The sequence below is a fragment of the Bythopirellula sp. genome, assembly GCF_041737835.1.
In the GTDB taxonomy this organism is placed as follows: domain Bacteria; phylum Planctomycetota; class Planctomycetia; order Pirellulales; family Lacipirellulaceae; genus Bythopirellula.
Map to the genome: position 1 here is coordinate 1 of NZ_JBGSQY010000068.1, position 16,788 is coordinate 16,788.

Annotated in this window: 14 protein-coding genes; 10 read left to right on the plus strand and 4 right to left on the minus strand. The window is 51.5% G+C overall.

What is annotated here, in order from left to right:
- The first annotated feature begins 294 nt into the window (after window positions 1-294).
- From AC6T8Q_RS19140 to AC6T8Q_RS19155, 4 genes are all read left to right on the plus strand, one after another.
- A complete protein-coding gene (locus AC6T8Q_RS19140) occupies window positions 295-1,080 on the plus strand; it encodes an SDR family NAD(P)-dependent oxidoreductase (RefSeq protein ID WP_500680604.1) in 786 nt (261 codons plus the stop codon).
- A 16-nt stretch (window positions 1,081-1,096) separates the two neighbouring features.
- The gene (locus AC6T8Q_RS19145; protein ID WP_500680605.1) at window positions 1,097-2,287 is read left to right on the plus strand and encodes an aldose 1-epimerase family protein; all 1,191 of its coding nucleotides are present in this window, start codon (window positions 1,097-1,099) and stop codon (window positions 2,285-2,287) included.
- Window positions 2,288-2,322: 35 nt separating this feature from the next.
- Complete coding sequence (locus AC6T8Q_RS19150; RefSeq protein ID WP_496918760.1) at window positions 2,323-3,321, plus strand: mannonate dehydratase; 999 nt, start codon at window positions 2,323-2,325, stop codon at window positions 3,319-3,321.
- A gap of 112 nt (window positions 3,322-3,433) precedes the next feature.
- On the plus strand, window positions 3,434-3,658 hold the full coding sequence (locus AC6T8Q_RS19155; RefSeq protein WP_496918759.1) for a Rossmann-fold NAD(P)-binding domain-containing protein: 225 nt from the start codon (window positions 3,434-3,436) through the stop codon (window positions 3,656-3,658).
- Between the two features lie 268 nt (window positions 3,659-3,926).
- On the opposite strand, the gene AC6T8Q_RS19160 is transcribed toward AC6T8Q_RS19155, so the two are convergent.
- Entirely contained in the window at window positions 3,927-4,880 is a 954-nt protein-coding gene (locus tag AC6T8Q_RS19160) for an SMP-30/gluconolactonase/LRE family protein (protein ID WP_500680606.1), read from the minus strand.
- Window positions 4,881-4,948: 68 nt separating this feature from the next.
- On the opposite strand from AC6T8Q_RS19160, the gene AC6T8Q_RS19165 reads away from it, so the two are divergent.
- Both AC6T8Q_RS19165 and AC6T8Q_RS19170 read left to right on the plus strand, forming a co-directional pair.
- Window positions 4,949-5,794 carry a fumarylacetoacetate hydrolase family protein gene (locus AC6T8Q_RS19165; RefSeq protein ID WP_496918757.1) on the plus strand — a complete coding sequence of 282 codons (846 nt, stop codon included), beginning with the start codon at window positions 4,949-4,951 and terminating at the stop codon, window positions 5,792-5,794.
- 95 nt (window positions 5,795-5,889) lie between these two features.
- On the plus strand, window positions 5,890-6,927 hold the full coding sequence (locus tag AC6T8Q_RS19170; protein WP_500680607.1) for a DUF5005 domain-containing protein: 1,038 nt from the start codon (window positions 5,890-5,892) through the stop codon (window positions 6,925-6,927).
- Window positions 6,928-6,934: 7 nt separating this feature from the next.
- On the opposite strand, the gene AC6T8Q_RS19175 is transcribed toward AC6T8Q_RS19170, so the two are convergent.
- Together AC6T8Q_RS19175 and AC6T8Q_RS19180 are read right to left on the minus strand one after the other, a co-directional pair.
- Window positions 6,935-8,743: a sodium:solute symporter family transporter gene (locus AC6T8Q_RS19175; protein WP_500680608.1), complete on the minus strand. Its 1,809-nt coding sequence runs from the start codon at window positions 8,741-8,743 to the stop codon at window positions 6,935-6,937.
- Between the two features lie 50 nt (window positions 8,744-8,793).
- Complete coding sequence (locus AC6T8Q_RS19180; RefSeq protein WP_500680609.1) at window positions 8,794-9,792, minus strand: DUF5005 domain-containing protein; 999 nt, start codon at window positions 9,790-9,792, stop codon at window positions 8,794-8,796.
- A gap of 774 nt (window positions 9,793-10,566) precedes the next feature.
- Here AC6T8Q_RS19180 and AC6T8Q_RS19185 point away from each other — a divergent pair.
- Window positions 10,567-11,613, plus strand: a complete 1,047-nt coding sequence (locus AC6T8Q_RS19185; RefSeq protein WP_500680610.1) for a DUF1559 family PulG-like putative transporter — start codon at window positions 10,567-10,569, stop codon at window positions 11,611-11,613.
- Window positions 11,614-11,659: 46 nt separating this feature from the next.
- Window positions 11,660-12,319 carry an EF-hand domain-containing protein gene (locus AC6T8Q_RS19190; protein WP_500680611.1) on the plus strand — a complete coding sequence of 220 codons (660 nt, stop codon included), beginning with the start codon at window positions 11,660-11,662 and terminating at the stop codon, window positions 12,317-12,319.
- 20 nt (window positions 12,320-12,339) lie between these two features.
- Here the strand turns inward: AC6T8Q_RS19190 and AC6T8Q_RS19195 are convergent, their stop codons facing one another.
- Window positions 12,340-14,088 (minus strand): dockerin type I domain-containing protein, encoded by a 1,749-nt coding sequence (locus tag AC6T8Q_RS19195; RefSeq protein ID WP_500680612.1) that lies wholly within the window; start codon window positions 14,086-14,088, stop codon window positions 12,340-12,342.
- 450 nt (window positions 14,089-14,538) lie between these two features.
- Here AC6T8Q_RS19195 and AC6T8Q_RS19200 point away from each other — a divergent pair, with 450 nt between their 5' ends.
- Together AC6T8Q_RS19200 and AC6T8Q_RS19205 are read left to right on the plus strand one after the other, a co-directional pair.
- Entirely contained in the window at window positions 14,539-15,423 is an 885-nt protein-coding gene (locus AC6T8Q_RS19200) for a PEP-CTERM sorting domain-containing protein (RefSeq protein ID WP_500680613.1), read from the plus strand.
- Between the two features lie 209 nt (window positions 15,424-15,632).
- On the plus strand, window positions 15,633-16,760 hold the full coding sequence (locus AC6T8Q_RS19205; RefSeq protein ID WP_500680614.1) for a hypothetical protein: 1,128 nt from the start codon (window positions 15,633-15,635) through the stop codon (window positions 16,758-16,760).
- Window positions 16,761-16,788: the final 28 nt, after the last annotated feature.

The window sequence follows — 16,788 nt, forward strand, 5'->3', positions numbered from 1 at the left end:
ACCAGACGCACCGCATCTCGCTTAAACTCATCGCTGTACGTCGGCCGCTGTTGCTTCGCTTGTATGTCCATCTATCGGACCTCCTTCGAGAACCATTATTCCGGCTCCCGCCACTGTCCGAAAGTCCTGGGCTATCGCAACGTGAAAATGTATTTGTTGCCAGCCGCCGCGGATAACTTGAGCGAAATATATAGGACGCATCTATTCGCGGTCTTGTCACTCGCAACTATAATTATGTTGTTTTAAATGGCGGTTACCTTCTTGCATTTAGCCTTTTTTAGGTGAGTCTTAAACATGGCTGACGAAACCTATCCTGGCATCAAAGGCAGAACCGCAATTGTCACCGGAGGTGCGAAAGGAATTGGCGCAGCGTGCGTGCAATTGCTCGCCAAATGCGGTGCCAACGTCGCGATTCTCGATATTGACGGACAGGCTGCGGAATCCTTGGCATTGACGCTAGGCACGGGTTACGCGGGTTTTTTTGTCGATGTGAGCGACTCAAAGGCCGTTCGCACAACTTGCCAAAAAGTGGCTACGGAACTCGGACCGCCTACCTTGTTGGTTAACAACGCGGGAATCGGGCACTACGCAACGGTGACCGCGACGACTGATGACGAATGGGACCGGGTATTGAACGTCAATTTGAAGTCGTACTTCCTTTGTGCCCGCGAAACGATTCCATTTATGGAGTGTGCCGGAAAAGGCTCAATTGTGAACGTCGCGAGCGTGCAAAGCTTTATTAGCCAACGTCGGGTTCCGGCGTACTGTGCGAGTAAGGCAGGGATCATCGGACTTTCTCGAGCGATGGCTGTTGACCATGCCCCTCTAATACGCAGCAACGCGGTCTGCCCAGGTTCCGTTGATACGCCGATGTTAGCCGCCGCGATTGAAGGCGCGATCGATCAAGAGGCCCTGCTGCAGGAATGCCGAAATATGCATTTGTTGAAGCGGATCGGACAGCCCCAGGAGATCGCACAATTGGTGGTATTCTTGTTGAGTGATTCCGCCTCATTCATTACGGGGCAGGCCATCAGGATCGATGGTGGGCTCGGACTCGAAATCGGTGGCAGTGCTCGGTGATCGGCGAGGTGTTTGAATGGCGGTTCGAGAAGATGTTTTGACAGACGCTGAATCAGAATTCTGGTTGAAAGATTTTCATATTTCGGCGGCTGATAACCTGACACTCGAAGGCTCTGTCGATTGGTCGATTACGAAACGAACTCTTCACGGTGGACCGTCTGCGAATATCGACGTCATCACCATGGATAATGGCGTTCTTTCTGTGCAGGTTTTGCCCACCCGTGGCATGGGTTTATGGAAAGGGACGTTTGGAGGAAAGAATCTTGGTTGGCAATCGCCTGTGCGATTTCCAGTTCATCCAAGTCTCGTCAATCTGGCTGACCAACGAGATACCGGTTGGCTCACAGGATTCAACGAGTTGATGTGCCGATGCGGATTACATTCGTTTGGAGCGCCAAGTTCGACGTACTCTGAAGATGGAACTGTCATCGAACGGCCTTCGACCTTGCATGGGAGGATCGCCAATCTGCCTGCGCACTTTGTTTCCACCAAAGTCGACACGGCTGGAAAAGGCAAGCTAAGTGTGCGTGGAATTGTCGAGGAAGCAGCACTGTTTGGCGGCTGCTTACGACTCGACAGTTCTTTGCATATGACTGCGGGTTCCAATAGTCTCGAAATCAACGACACGATCACCAACTGCAGCAACATGTCGGCCGAGGGGCAAATTCTTTATCACATTAATTTTGGACCGCCTTTGTTGGGGGAAGGGGCTAAAATCTTCGCCGCGATCGAGCAGTTGGCCCCCTACGACGAGCACTCAGCGAATAGTAGTGAAAGCTGGGACATATGTGGCAAACCTACTGCCGGTTTTGTTCAGCAATGCTATTTCGTGAAACCGATCGCCGATTCAGAGGGACTTGCGACAATTCTGTTCTGCAATTCTACGGGTGACTTTGCGGTTCAAATCATGTTCAACACGCAATGGCTTCCTTGTTTGACTCTTTGGAAAAACTTTGCGGGGGAGCGAGACGGATATGTCCTCGGAATAGAGCCCGGAACAAGTTACCCCAACCCCAAGCCTTTGGAACGCCAACTCGGCCGCGTTCCTCAGCTAGGACCGGGCGAGAGTCTGCAAGCCTCAGTTCAGTTGTCATTTTTCAATGATGCTGATTCCATCGCAACGATCATTGCTTCCATCGCTCATCAGCAAACGCGATGCGAATCCCAAATTCACAAAACGCTTCAGCCAGGCTTTTCATTTTTATAATGCCGAACAACTCAAACACACTAGGAAGGGTAGATATGCAAATTGCTGGCGTGGCGAAAGTATTTACCAAAACTAATCTGAAGCTTCTCAAACAGATTGGTGTCGACGATTTCGTTTATTACAACATGAAAGGAATGCCCGGCAGCTTCGAGGAACTCGAAGCGATTAACCGGACTGTCACGAACGAGGGCTTACGTCTTTCGGTGATCGAAGGTGGTCCGCCAATCGACCAGGTGGTCATGGGTAAGGAGGGTCGCGATCAGCAAATTGCAGAGTATGTTCAATCAATCAAGAACATGGGGCGGTTGGGTATTCGTGTGCTCTGCTATAATTTTATGCCGCAAGTCACCAGTGCCGCGATGGTCGCGCGGACTTCGATGACGTTCCCAGAACGCGGCGGGGCACTCACGAGTCAGTTTCGCAGCATCGATTTTAGACCAGAATGCATCCCACATGGCGAACAGCCCACATCCGACGATCAGATGTGGGACAACCTTGAATACTTTCTCAAACGTGTTGTCCCTGTTGCAGAACAAGAAGAAGTTCTCCTGGCGATGCATCCAGATGATCCACCGATATCTCCGTTATGCGGCTTGTCCCGAATCATGCGTAGCGTTGCAGATTTTGACCAAATGCTTGAAATAGTGGACTCGCCTGTCAACGGCATTACCCTTTGCCAGGGCTGCTTTGCGGAAATGGGGTGCGATCTACCCCGCGTGGTGCGGCACTTTAAGGATCGAACGCATTTTGTTCATTTCCGAGATATCCAAGGTTCGCCGGAAGACTTTTACGAATCGTTCCCCGATAATGGCGCAAACGATATGTTGGAAGTTTTACGCGCTTACCGCGAGACCGACTATCACGGCTTCATTCGAGTCGACCACGTTCCGCTGCTAGCCACAGAAGAGGCCCCTTACGATGGCTATGGCATGTACGGACATACATTTGCAATTGGGTATCTCAAGGGCCTTATGGAGTCTGTCTTCGGACATCCGGTTCGGAATTCTCAGAGTGCCAACTTGCGAGAGGGTTGATCATGGCAAGACTCGAAGGCAAAAAATATTTGTAACGCCTGCGGGGCAGGGGATCGGCCGTGTCTAGGTCTTGACATTTTGCCGCTAAGGCGCGAACGTGTCCGCAACGGACATGAATCGCGATTTATTCGAGCCATTGAAAAGTGACCAACCGCTGTTGGATTGTCGGCCTCTGGATGTCACTGATAGTGACGCGATCAAAGCGATTGCGGGAAGCATTGTCACGGTAGATGTTTTGATGAATTGCGCTGGCTACGTCCATCATGAAACTATCGTTGCTTCCAGCCGCAAGGTTTTCCCAATCGATTTGCGAATGGTGCGAGCAAAGCGGCCGTAATCGGGCTTACCAATCGATTGCGGCAGACTTCACCAAACAAGGCATCCGCTGCAACGCGATTTGTCTCGGCGCGGTTCACATTCCCTCGCTTATAGAGCGTTTTGCGGCTCAAGGCGATTTCGAACCACCTTTGCGTCGATCATCTCCCAACAGCCGATGGGACGGTTGAAAACGCCAGGGAAATCGCCGAATTGGCCATTTACTTTGCTGCCGGCGAGTTGACAATCACCACGAGGGCGGTCTACGTGATTGACGGAGTATACGGTATCTAATGCGAGTTGTTGGCATTGATCGCCGGATAATTCAGAGGAGACCCAGGCACATCAACGTCGACACTGGCCAAATGCCAGCGCGCGAGACTGGCAACGACCATCGTCTTGAGATTTTCGCCGGCAAATACCACATTCGTCGGTGACGAGATCATCGTACTCTCCCAGTCTTCGGCCCACACGCTCAATTCTCCCGAGAGTGTGTAACGGTAGATGATGTCGGGCGTGTAGCACGCGATGAATAAGTTTCCGTCTTGATCAAATGCCAATCCATCGGGAATTGTTCGCGGAAGTTCCACAATCATCTGTGGCGAACCCAGTTGGCCGTTAGGCAAGATTTCTGCTTTGGCTACTGACGGCCGGGTCGACAACGCAACATAAAGCTCTTTGCCATCGGGGCTGATTGACAAGCCATTGGGGAACTCGGCGAACTCAGTGCTCACAACTTCGGTACTTCCTCCCGGTCGAATGCGATAAATGCAACCGTTATTTCCATGCCAATTTCCCGAGTCTGCGACATAGAGATTGCCCGCGGCGTCGAACACGGGAAAATTGGGATTAATCATAGGTTGGTCAGGCGTCCCACTGGAATAGATGGTCACCTCACCTTGAGGAGACATGCGGGCAACGATCTTTTTCTTTGGGTCGCAAGCGTAGATGTTTCCATGAGCATCAAGGCACAGCCCGAGCAAAAAGCCGCCCGTGCTGCCGACGAGGTTTACCTCACCTTGCGACGAGATTCGATAAACTTGGCCCGCTTCTCCCCCAGCATAAACGTGACCGTCTGGTCCGAGCGTGACTCCTTCAGGGTGATCGAGGCCGTCGGCAAACACACGAAACGATGAGAGAGGAATATCTGACACGTGTCGATCTCCCGAATGATGAAAAGCTTCGCCACAAAAGACTATGCGAGGATTGTCAGGACTATACCATACGACGATAATCGAAGCCATCGATAGTAGCGTAACTCACTTAATGTCTTGCGAAAGTTGCCTGTATAAAATTCTAGAAAGTCTATGAAATGAAATTGTTGCGATATGGCGAACCTGGAAAAGAGAGCCCCGGTGTACTGGATCAAGATGGAAAAATTCGTTCACTGTCTAACTTCGTTGCTGATATCGGGGGTGAAGTTCTCTCAAGCGAATCTTTAAGGAAACTGGCAGCCATTGACCCGGCGACGCTGCCGCTTGTCGAACCTCAGACCCGTATTGGGCCATGTGTTGCGGGAACGTCGAAGATACTATGCATCGGTCTCAACTATGCCGACCATGCACGTGAATCGGGCATGGAGGTTCCCAAGGAGCCAGTCGTTTTCATGAAGGCAACGAGCTCGATCTGTGGCCCGAATGACGACGTCGAGATCCCTCGTAATTCTCAGAAAACCGACTGGGAAGTTGAACTCGGAGTGATAATCGGCACAAAGGCCAAGTACGTCGACGAAGATGCTGCCATGGAGCACGTCGCTGGTTACTGCGTAGTTAACGACTTATCTGAACGCGAATTTCAACTCGAACGTTGTGGACAGTGGGTGAAAGGCAAGAGTTGCGATACTTTTGCGCCTCTGGGCCCCTGGCTGGTGACCAGAGACGAAATTGCTGATGTCCAGAATCTCTCGATGTGGCTCGATGTCGATGGGAAACGTTATCAGAATGGTTCAACGAGCACGATGGTGTTTGGAGTCGCCAAGCTGGTGAGCTATTTGAGCCAGTTCATGTCACTTCTACCGGGTGACGTGATCTCGACAGGTACGCCGCCAGGCGTTGGCTTGGGTCTGAAGCCGCCGGTCTATCTTGTGTCGGGTCAGACTATGCGACTTGGGATCGAAGGTTTGGGCGAACAACATCAACGAACCGTGAAGGCTGGTTAATAGGGGCTGCTATGACAATATCACGTCGGCGAATCATTCAATATTCGATAAGCGGATTGCTGCTCGGTACAGTGTTGGCCCAAGGTTTACATTCAATGGCAGAAGCGACGGACTCATCACGCGTTTCAGCCGTACGCTATCTCGGAAAGCAGTTCCAAAAAAATCCGGTAGGGGTGACTGGACAGGACTGCGCTTCGAGCATCGGGTTGCCGTCAGGTGAAGCTTTTTGGCTGTTTGGAGATACGATTGAGGGGCCGTTTGAGACGATTCGTGGTCTCGCCCTCGATGACAAGCTGTCGAACACAGCGGCCATCGTTCCCAAGCAGGATGTTTCCGAGGGTATCAAGACATTTCAATTCATTACACAACCAGATGGTAAGCGGCCCCGCCAAATCGTGCCATTTAACGGCGATGAATCACCCGCTGCCCAACGCATCTGGCCGATTCATGGTCTATGCAGTGAAGGGCAGATTTATGTGTTCTATCACCGGATTTCGTTGATCCCGGGTGTAGATGTTTTTGATAACTTTACTCTTGAGGGGATGGGCATTGCTCGCGCAAAAATCGGAGAGTGGAAGTTCGAGCGCCTTACTGCTCCCGATGGTGGCTACGAATTTTGGAAAGGCGACAAACCCACGTTTGGGGTTTTCGTGCAAGAACAAGACGGTGTGGCTTATGTGTGGGGAAGCCTAATGACGGGCATGTTCCTGGCTCGCACCAGCCCGGACAAGATTGCTGACGTCGCAAGCTATGAGTACCTAATTGCGGCACCCACGACGGCCGATCCGCAAGCAAAATCCGTTTGGTCGAGAACATTCGAGCCGACGGCAGTGTTATTTGATTCCGTTCCGAATGAAATGTCGGCATCCTACAACGAGCATCTTGGCTGTTACACGGCCATTCACACTCGCTTACGCGAAAATGAAATAGTTTTACGAACAGCACCCGAAATTGTAGGGCCTTGGAGTGAAGCAGAGGTCATCTTTCGTCCTGAGAAAAAGGACGCATCAGAACTGTTCTATGCCGCGAAGGAGCACCCTGAGTTGGCCCGCGAGAATGGTAAGATTATTTATGTAACCTACGTGGACTCAAAGAGTTACGCACCGCAACTCATTGAAGTGACGTTGAAATAGCACCGTCTTATCTGCGAACCTCTTCCGGTTGAGGTAGGTGATCGTACCATGTGAATTTGAGCGCAATCATGGCTGCCGCCGACACTACCGCCCAAGCCAGTGCATTCCAATGCCAATGTCCCACCAAGTACATGGGCGAGACATAGGCCCCAAAGATTGCCACGCATGCTAATGTAACATTAATGACGGCATATCCGACGCTCTCGCCTGGGTCGTTAAGTTCTTCAGCCGAGAGATTTGCACGACTCCGAATCGGTCCCCACGCGCCAAAAGGTCGGATGCTTTTGTAGAACTCTAGTAGCACGGCGTCATCGGTTGGTCGCCCCATGAAGGTGCCAATCAACGACGCCACCAGCGATACGCCACAAAGAGCGGGAAACGTATAAAAAATGGGGGGGTCGATATTCATCAACGACATGAACAACAATGGCATCGCGCCGGCAAGGCCTGCGAGAGTTCCAGCGGCGTAGCCCGTGCCATTGAACCGCCACCAATACCAGCGCAGCACATTGGGAATTACAAACGCCGCGCCGAGCGCCATCATGATCCAGTCCCAAACTTGTCGAATCGAGCTTGCATAGAGTCCGATGAGGATTCCAGCGCCGACGATCGCGATCGTGGCGATGTAACTAGCTCTCACGAGATGCTTTTCGCTTGCTTGGGGTCGGAAGAGAGGTTGCCATAGATCCCGCACCAAGTAGGATGCCCCTGAATTGACCGTGGCGGCAAAGGTCGACATGAACGCAGCCAACAGACCTGCCAATACCAATCCCAAAACGCCCGAACCGAGGTACTTGGCCAGCACTCGGGGCATCACGATCTCGGCGTCGAGTGTTCCTTGTCCATCGACGATTGCAATTCCGGCTGAAATCGCTAGGAGTGCTATTCCCATAACCATCGCCCAGCGCACGACCAGGAAGGCACTCCAAGCGGCGCCAACTTTTGCTGCATCACGCGGGTCACGCGCCGAGAGAAACATTTGAAAGTCGAACATCTGCCCAGGCCCGCCGAGGTTGAGCATCAGTCCTTTGGCGACCCACACCAGCACGAGCAGTCCGAACATACGGTAGCTCTGATATCCGGCCGGCAATGTCTCGACATTGGTCAATTCCCATTGTGGCCAGAGACTTGTGAAACTTCCGCCGTCGACCGGCGCGATCGCAGCCAAGCTTTCGGGGGTCAATTCGAAATAAGCTATCCCGGCAATGACAATGCTAGCGACGACGAGGATACAAGTCTGAAGGACGTTGGTAATGACTACCGCTTCCAATCCTCCCAGCAATGTGTAAATTGTCGCAATTCCAAAAATGGTTAAAGCGCAGACGCGCACGTTGGCTTCGGGTTCCAGGCCCGTTTGAACATACTCGGCCGAGAATTTCCCGATCCCTTCGAACCCATAACTCGTGAGACCTATAAGTGTTATGACAGCCATCAGCGCGTAAGCATACCGAGCGGCTCGGCCATCCGCACGGTCGCCAAAGCGAGTGATCATCCACTCAGCTCCCGTCATGACCCGTGAACGACGGACCCACTTGCCCATGTAGGACATGAAAAATGCCGCCATCAGGAAGCCCCACATCCAGTGGTTCCAAACCGATTTCATGCCGAACAGATAGATCAACGTGACCATCCACATCGTGCCACTGATATCGAAGGTCGACACAGAACCCGACATAGCCAGTGCAAGCCAGTGAATCCGGTTTCCTCCAAGAAAGTAGTTCTCCATACTCGCAGCGGCCTTGCGCTGTTGCCAAACGCCAATGCCGATTAAGGCGACGAAAAAGAGAAGAATGATAGCGGCATCGAGCGTAGACATTCTAAAGTGCCCTTTGAGGGTTGTGATTCAGGAAAATTCATTTCCAGCGACTAATCATTTTTGGAAGCTGGAGTAATTTTCACTTGCAAAAAGCGGGGAAAGTAAAGTTCCAGGTTTTCGAAAAGACTTTCGAGTTGAAAAGTATTGGAACAGTAGGTCATCGCCAACCCATCGGCTGTTTGCTCGGGGTGAGCTTTCGCTGCATAGAGCAACTGCTCGGGGTCGTCTGACTTAATTTTCTTTGGTTCGTAAAAATCATCGAGTTCTGACCAGGGCCCGGTCAAGACTTGCGTGGTGCGAAATCCGATTGGAGAAAGTGGAAAGCCCGCGAACTGAAACTGGACATAACGCTCAAAGTCGGCATCATAGTGAACCGTAAATTCGGTCTGCCCGCCTTTGAAGACAGGTGAGGGCAATTTGGTGAGCTTATCTTGAGCGACCCAACCGGCCTCGGCCCCGGCCCACCACTCGGGTTGCGAGAGATCGCCTTCAAACGCGTCCCGCAGCTGCCACCGCACAAGGTGCACATCGTGATCTTTGTCGGCCACACTGAACGCGATCAAATGATCACCATCTCGCAAGAGGCTTGCCGAGCCAACCAAAACGCCAAAGGAATTTTGTGGTGCTGTGAGCTTCCGCACCTTCCATTGCTCGGGGCTTGCATCGAGATTATCGATTAGAACTGCTCCCCAACCGGTTACGTCAAAAGCGAGTTTCCGATTGGCATCGCGGGCTCGCATCATGAACATCAGCAACTTGCCCTTATCGAGAAGCGAACCGCCCGGCCAAAAAAATTCCTTGCCCTCGTCGGCAATAAATGACTTCGGCTTTCCATCCTCCTCGCGCCAAAAAGCTTTAAACTTTGCAGTCGTCGGGTCGTAACCTGCTTGCAGGCCCACGCTGTTTCGGACCATGGTGGTCCCACGCCGCTCACCAAGTGTTTTTGGCGTAACAAAGCTATCGCCAAAAAACCATGCGACACGCCCTCCTCCCAAGTCTACCGAATAAGCATCATCACCACCGAGCCATTGGGGGTCGCGATGGAACATGGCATCAGCTTCCGGCCAGGCCGAGGCTGTCACACATAAGCCACTCTCATAGATTACAGATTCTTCACACCGCGCCGCATCAGTAGCCATGTTTAAAGCTAAACCCACGAATCCGGTCGTAGCAAGCAAGCACAACCAATCGCTTCGGACATTTGATCGCGTACTCATATGAGTTTTCACCTGAGATAAGAAGCGAAAAGTTGCAGTGTCATCGGTGGAGTCGAATTACGGATTGGTATTCAATAAGGGCTCGACGTCATTTCCGACAAGGTTCTGCCCACATGCGGCTAGGCTCATCAAGACTCTTGGGCTGAAATGGATTCCAGCACCACATAGGTCACGCTGAACGCTGGAGAGCGTGTCCGTATTTGGGCCTTGGTGAGCAGTTGCCGATTGCCAAACTCGACGTTGAACGTCCCGCATGGAGGTGAATCGTGGTGCGGCGTTTATTCTAATCAAAGCGACTTGCAGTACTAGCGTAGTGGAATATTCGCAACATTCCACTTAGCCAAATTGCACGGTGATTTCATTCCGAAACTACCCGCATTGGGTGATCGCAATCAATTGCTACAGCATTTAAGGCTGCGGCATTTGAACTGTACGGCGGTCAATATTCGCCGTTTTGGTTTGACCATAAGTCGCGCATCAGCAATAATCAAATTTATCTCATAGCTAAACAGCACAAGCAGTTTTGACTTCGCTTTTCCTTTTTCTCGTCCAACTGCTCATTGTCTTTGTCATTTCGTATCCAACTCATCAGCACGGAGTTCCACAGTGAAACGGTCACGTGGTTTACATGGTTTTACGCTCGTCGAGTTGCTGGTGGTGATCGCAATCATCGGCGTCCTCGTTGCGTTGCTATTGCCAGCGGTTCAAGCGGCTCGTGAATCCGCGCGGCGCATGCAGTGCGTTAACAACTTGAAGCAGATTGGCATCGGATTTTTAAATCACGAATCCACGCATAAGTTCCTGCCGTGCGCGGGTCGGAGTGCTTATTATGTCGGTGATCCATTATTGGGAGCGGGCCGTGATCAACCGGGGGGGTGGATCTACCAGATCTTGCCATACATTGAACAGCAGGCGGTCTACAATCTCACTGGCGACGGCGACAAGGCTGGGATAACCCCTGCTCAAAGAGCGCAATCGATCGTTTTGCAACAGACGCCAATCTCCTCGTTCAATTGCCCTTCACGTCGTCCGCCAGCTCTAACTCCGTGGACTTTGTCGAACTCTTGGAATCCACGCAACGGAGATCGTTCCTTGCAGGTGGTGCGCAGCGACTACGCCGCCAACGCAGGAGACGGCGAAAGTGGCATGGAATCGTTGGACGTTGCGACACAAGAATACATCCCTCAAAAGGTTGAATGGGCATTTTTTTCAAACTATGGAAGTCCATCGGGTAACGAGTACCCCCCTTTTGATGGACAGACGGGTATTAACTACAACGGTGCGGAAATTGGCTTTAAACACATTACGGATGGTACTTCAAATACCTACGCTGTCGGTGAAAAGTACGTCGATGCTGACCATTACGAAACCGGTGTCGACCCTGGCGACAATGCGAGTATGTATCAGGGATTCGATTTTGATGTCAATCGTTGGACATGCAAATCGTCTCCCCCGGTGCAAGATCGGCCCAATTATGAAAAGTATGCGAGCTTCGGTAGCGCTCATAGTGGGGGGTTCAATATGGTCAACTGCGACGGGTCGGTCTCACATATTTCTTTCGACATCGACTACGATGTTCATCGTCGCGGTGGGCATCGACATGATGAGGGGGGTATTCTTCCAGAGCAAGAAGATACTCTGCCTTTGCCTTGAACACTTCTCATATTGAATTCATCTGTGTTTTCATTACCGGTTGACTATGAAATATTTCTGCATCTCTGCGAAACTTCACTTTTCGCTTTACAATTTCGCTTCTCGAGCTGTGGCGATGGGAGTATGCCTGCTCGTGGTAGTTGGTTGTAGTGGTGGGCCGGCCGCGGTCAACGTGCCAGATGTCGATCCAGGCCAAGCTGCCAAATTGGCCATAGAGCTATACGATAAGGACCACGACGGCGAATTGACACAATCCGAACTAGCGACCTGTCCGGGCATCTTGGGCCACTTGTCGGTTTACGATTTGGACAAGAACGGTTCGGTGTCACAGGAAGAGATCGAAAAGCAAATCGCCGAACTTAGGTCTTCGCGTGTAGGCCTTACGATGCTGAATCTGCGATTGCTGCTAGATGGTCGCCCCCTAAAGGGTGCCAAAGTAAAACTCGTACCAGAAGCCTATTTGGGTGATGAGGTGAAGGCGGCTTGGGGAACCTCGAATGCCCGCGGAATCGCAACGATGGATATTAAAGATTCAGACCTGCCAGAGTCAGACCACGGTCTGTTGGGCGTTCACTACGGCACCTACAAGATAGAAGTCACTCATCCCGACAAACCAATACCCGCCAAATACAACACGCAAACGACTTTGGGCTACGAAACCGAAAAAGGCAATCCCGATTTCAATGTGGACATGAAAAGTCGTTGATACTGCTGCGATCAATGATATTAAATTGACTCCAGTTCTCGCGGCATTCTCAAGCCCAGTAGCGCACCGCCCGACATCAACGCGAGCAGCACGCACGTTGGTTCGGGGATTTCACTGACAATTCCCAGTGGCGACGGCCCAGTGTAGTTGCGCTGCCAGATCAAGAAGTCGCGACCGTCTGTGTCGCCATCGCGGTCAGCATCAGCAAACTCGCTTCCGACATCTCCATACCTTTGCTGCCAGATTGCAAGGTCCTCACCGTCGACATAGCCATCCTGGTTAAAGTCGCCAGGAATCGAAAATAATCTGGGGATGAAAGACAGGTCCAAGCGATACATCATCTGATTGTAATCGTACAGCGGCGTTGCGGTCGGGTTGCCTGAAAACGTATTCGCATAGGTACCTTCGAAATAGATAAATCGTCCCCCTTCTTCGTTAAAATAGGGATGTTGCTTCGGATTGTAGAAGGTGTAGTTCTCGCTGTCGTTGTGGTGTGTGACCACTTTGACGGCGTTCTCCCAAGGTCCCTCTGGAGTCGGTGCTTCGGCAAACCAGACTTCGCCCAAGAGGCTGTCGCCGAAGAACTGATTGCCGATCATCACCCAGCTATTTCGATAGTCATTCCAAAAGACCGACGAGCGATGCAGGCGGACATCGCTACCCGATTCGAAATCCTTGAGCCGAAACGGCGATTTCTCACGGTTGATGTGGCCGTTCTGAACAAGTTCTTCAAGCCGGTCAGTCGTAAGTGGATCGGTGTTTGTTTTCCACCCATAGACTGGGTTTCCTTGAGCATCAAGTTCAAGCGGCGGGTTTGCCGCGTTGTACCGCGTTCCTTGCTGCAGCGGCGTAAATGCTTCCCACTTTGAGGGATCGCTCACATCGTTCCAATTTTTCTTCACGCGGATGTTGGGGTAGGATTCGGCAAAGTAAATGTAATCATCCTCGCCCTTTGAGACTTCAAAGGCATGACCGACGGCAGAGATGGGAGCATCCAAGGGATAAACCTGGAAGCGTTGGAAAATTTCCTGGGAATCGTTAAAGCGTGCTAAGCCGTGCTCGACCTGTCCCCCGAGTGCGTTATTAGGATCTCTTCGCGAGTAATGCGTCAACATCCGCTCCTGCCCCGTATTGTCTACGATGGTGAACAAGCCATCGAACCACACCGGTCCTGGTTGGGATAGCGGCATCATTTGCTTGGCCGAGCCGTTGGCATCGACGTAGTATTCGAGGTCAACACCGACGGATGGGGAAAGACCGCCTTGACCCGGCAACAGGGAAGTTGCACCGGCCGCGCGAAAGTTCCCAAATCCAGCCTCATAAAGCGTATCTCCCCAGAACCATTGAAGTTCACCCTTGTACATTGCAGTCTGAACAGAATCCTGCCCCCGAACATTCGCGTTGAGCAGTGGTTGCTGAATGGGTACGGCCTGGTTGAGTAAAACAGAATCTTGGTAGATTCCGGTCCCGGTAACACGATACATCCTCTCGGCCAATTGTTGCCGATTGATAGTCACTTGATTCGTTGTGCCCGGCGTGGTTTGTAGCGGTGAGATCCTGCTGGTATACCCAAAACTGGTGAGGGTAAAGTCGAGGTTTTGGTTGAGTAAATCTGGTGAGTTTAAAGCGATGAAGCCGTTGCTGTCCGTGTAATATTCTTCGCTTTGCGCGCTGAGTTTTACGAGTGGCACACCTCTGAGGGTCTGAGCATCTAGCACCTGAATCCCAAAGTATTCTTGAGCTATGGCAGGAGAGCCAAGAGCCGCCATTAGGAACCAGTAGCTAACTGTTAGGATATACCACCGCATAGGATGCCAACTAAGAGATGGGACAAGAGAATTGGCGTGCTGCTCCCAGCATGTCAGTATATCAGCGGGTCACAACTTGATCGTCACTTGGGGAACAGATTGCTCCCCTTGATGTACTTATTGCACGATTTTTTCGAGAGGGAAGACGGCTTTAGTAGCTGTATTCATGTGGAGTCCGAGTCACAAAGGCATCAATCAGGCCTGATTTTATAGGCTCAAAATGATGTAGCATATCGAGCGGCCGAGGGGGAATTCTCGTGAACTTGCTTGACGCTCTTGGTGCATGTGCTGATACTAAGTAATGGCGTCAGGGCCAAATTCACGTCTTTTCTCACTTTTATAGTCTCGTCAACTGCCCTGAATTGTGCTGTTGCGATCTGCAAATTTTTTTAGCTTCTTGGGAGGTGTCTAATGATCCAGACTTCATGGGTTGATCGAAACGATTCTCTTGGTCGCGACATTCGTTCGCGTCTCAACGGCAAGCTTGCCAGCTACCTCGCAGTCAGTGGCGTGATGGCAACGGTTGCCACCTCCCAATCAGAAGGAGCTGTTGTCGGCAACACGACAGAACAACTCTTTGGCGTCAATGGTGAAGTCAACATCGATTTCAACGGGGATGGCCAAATCGATTTCCAAATCGATCATGACCGCGTTGACCTCGGCGGTGGCAATGTTGTCGACTATTTGCAGCTCGACAAAAACGACAGCACAAGCGAAATCAATCCTTTGGCAATTCCGGGCATCTTCGATGGGTTCCCGCCAAATGGTAACCCCCTCAATAGCTCGTTCGATCCAAAGTATGTCATCCCTACAGGGACAATTGGCGACTATCCTGCCGCTTTGGTTGCAGGGACTTCGATCGGTCCAGGATCCTCATTCGACTTCCAAGAGGGCGATGGCTTTGGTCCTAATACAAATATTATTCGAGCCAATCGACTTATCGATGAAGACGCTGGCCAAGTCGACCAAGTATTAGGTGGGACCCCAGCGGCTGATGTCTCCGTGCCGACTAACGGACCGAATTTCCTTGGTCTGGGCGGCGAAGTGAGGTATCTCGGAGTCCAGATGAAGCTCCAAGGCGATCCTAATCCGATCACTTATGGTTGGATTGGGATTCGTATCGACAACGAAGCCGATGCTACAGGCGCGGTTGTTGGTTACGGTTACGAGACGACCGGTGCAAGTATAATCGCAGGTCAGGTTCCCGAACCATCAACGTTGTTGGCAGCCGGCCTCGGCGCTGTGGCGCTTATTGGAGGACGACTGTTTAGTCGCCGTGGCAGACGCGTCGAATAGAGACAATCTGCGATATCAGATTGAGATTAAACGATCGCGGCGGAACAAATACTTTGTTCCGCCGCGATCGAACTCCTTTTCACACTCAATTTCTGCAACATCTCCGACAATTTGTTGTGTGCGGTATTGAACTCCGTATGACGGCGTGCGGTCGATACCTAGGAATGTAATTGAGGCTTTTTTGAAGCTGCATCAGGAAGAAACTTGCTATGAATATTTTCAGTCGTTCACATAAATCGAGCCATCAATTATCAGGTCTTGATAATCGCCTGAAAGCCTATCTTGTTGCTGCAGGAGGTGTAGGTGCTATCTCGGCTTCGACAGCGGAAGGTGTTGTGGTGTCGAAGACGACGCCGCATACCATTGGTATCAATCAAGAAGTTAACATCGATTTCAATCTCGATGGCCAGACCGACTTTCAGATAGATCACGATCGGTATGTCCTTTCCGGTGGAAGCATTCTCGATTACTTGCAAGTCGATAAGAACGATGTGTCGAGTGCCGCTAATCCGTTGCCGATCGACAATTTCACCACATTCCCTGTAAATGGAACTCCTGCCAACAGTGATTCCGAATTTTTGACGTTCACAAACAGTTTTGGCGACCAAGGCGGGTATGCCGTCGGGTTGAAAGCCGGTGATTTGATCGGTGCTACAGGGTCGAGCGCCAACGGGCTCGTTGAAGGAACGCGTTGGGATTTCCAAGAGGGGGATAGCTTTCTTGGAACGGGTACGAGAATTCGTGCAAATCGGCTCATTGACGAAGACGCTGGTCAAATCGACACCGCGCTCCAACCTAGCAAACCGCTGACAATTCCATTTGGGCCGCAGCCAGAATTTCCTTTGCTCGACGATTTTATAGGAAATAATGGAGAAGTCCGGTATTTGGGTGTTCGTTTAGATTTGAACGATGCTGGGCGGACGGGATTGAACAACAATGCCAATCAATACTGGTACGGTTGGATCGGTGTTCGCATCGATAATGAAGCAGATGCTACTGGTACAATTACTGGCTGGGCCTACGAGACTACAAAGGGTGTGTCTATTGTCGCAGGCGATGTTGGTGAGCAAACTCAGGCCGGGGATTTCGACGGCGATGGCGATGTCGATGGACGGGATTTTCTCGCATGGCAAAGAGGGCAGTCGCCCAATCCCTTCTCTGCTGGTGATCTAACAAGCTGGCAGACCAACTACGGCGTTGGCGGCGGCTTAGTGGCCAATATTGCCTCTGTTACCGCGATCCCGGAACCAGGATCGATGCTCATGACGGCGATTGGTGGCATGTTGCTCCTCGGTGGATTCGCGTCAAGAAGGTTTTTCAGTGGCGGAAGGTCGTAGTGGACGGCATTAGCCTATAAGACTACGA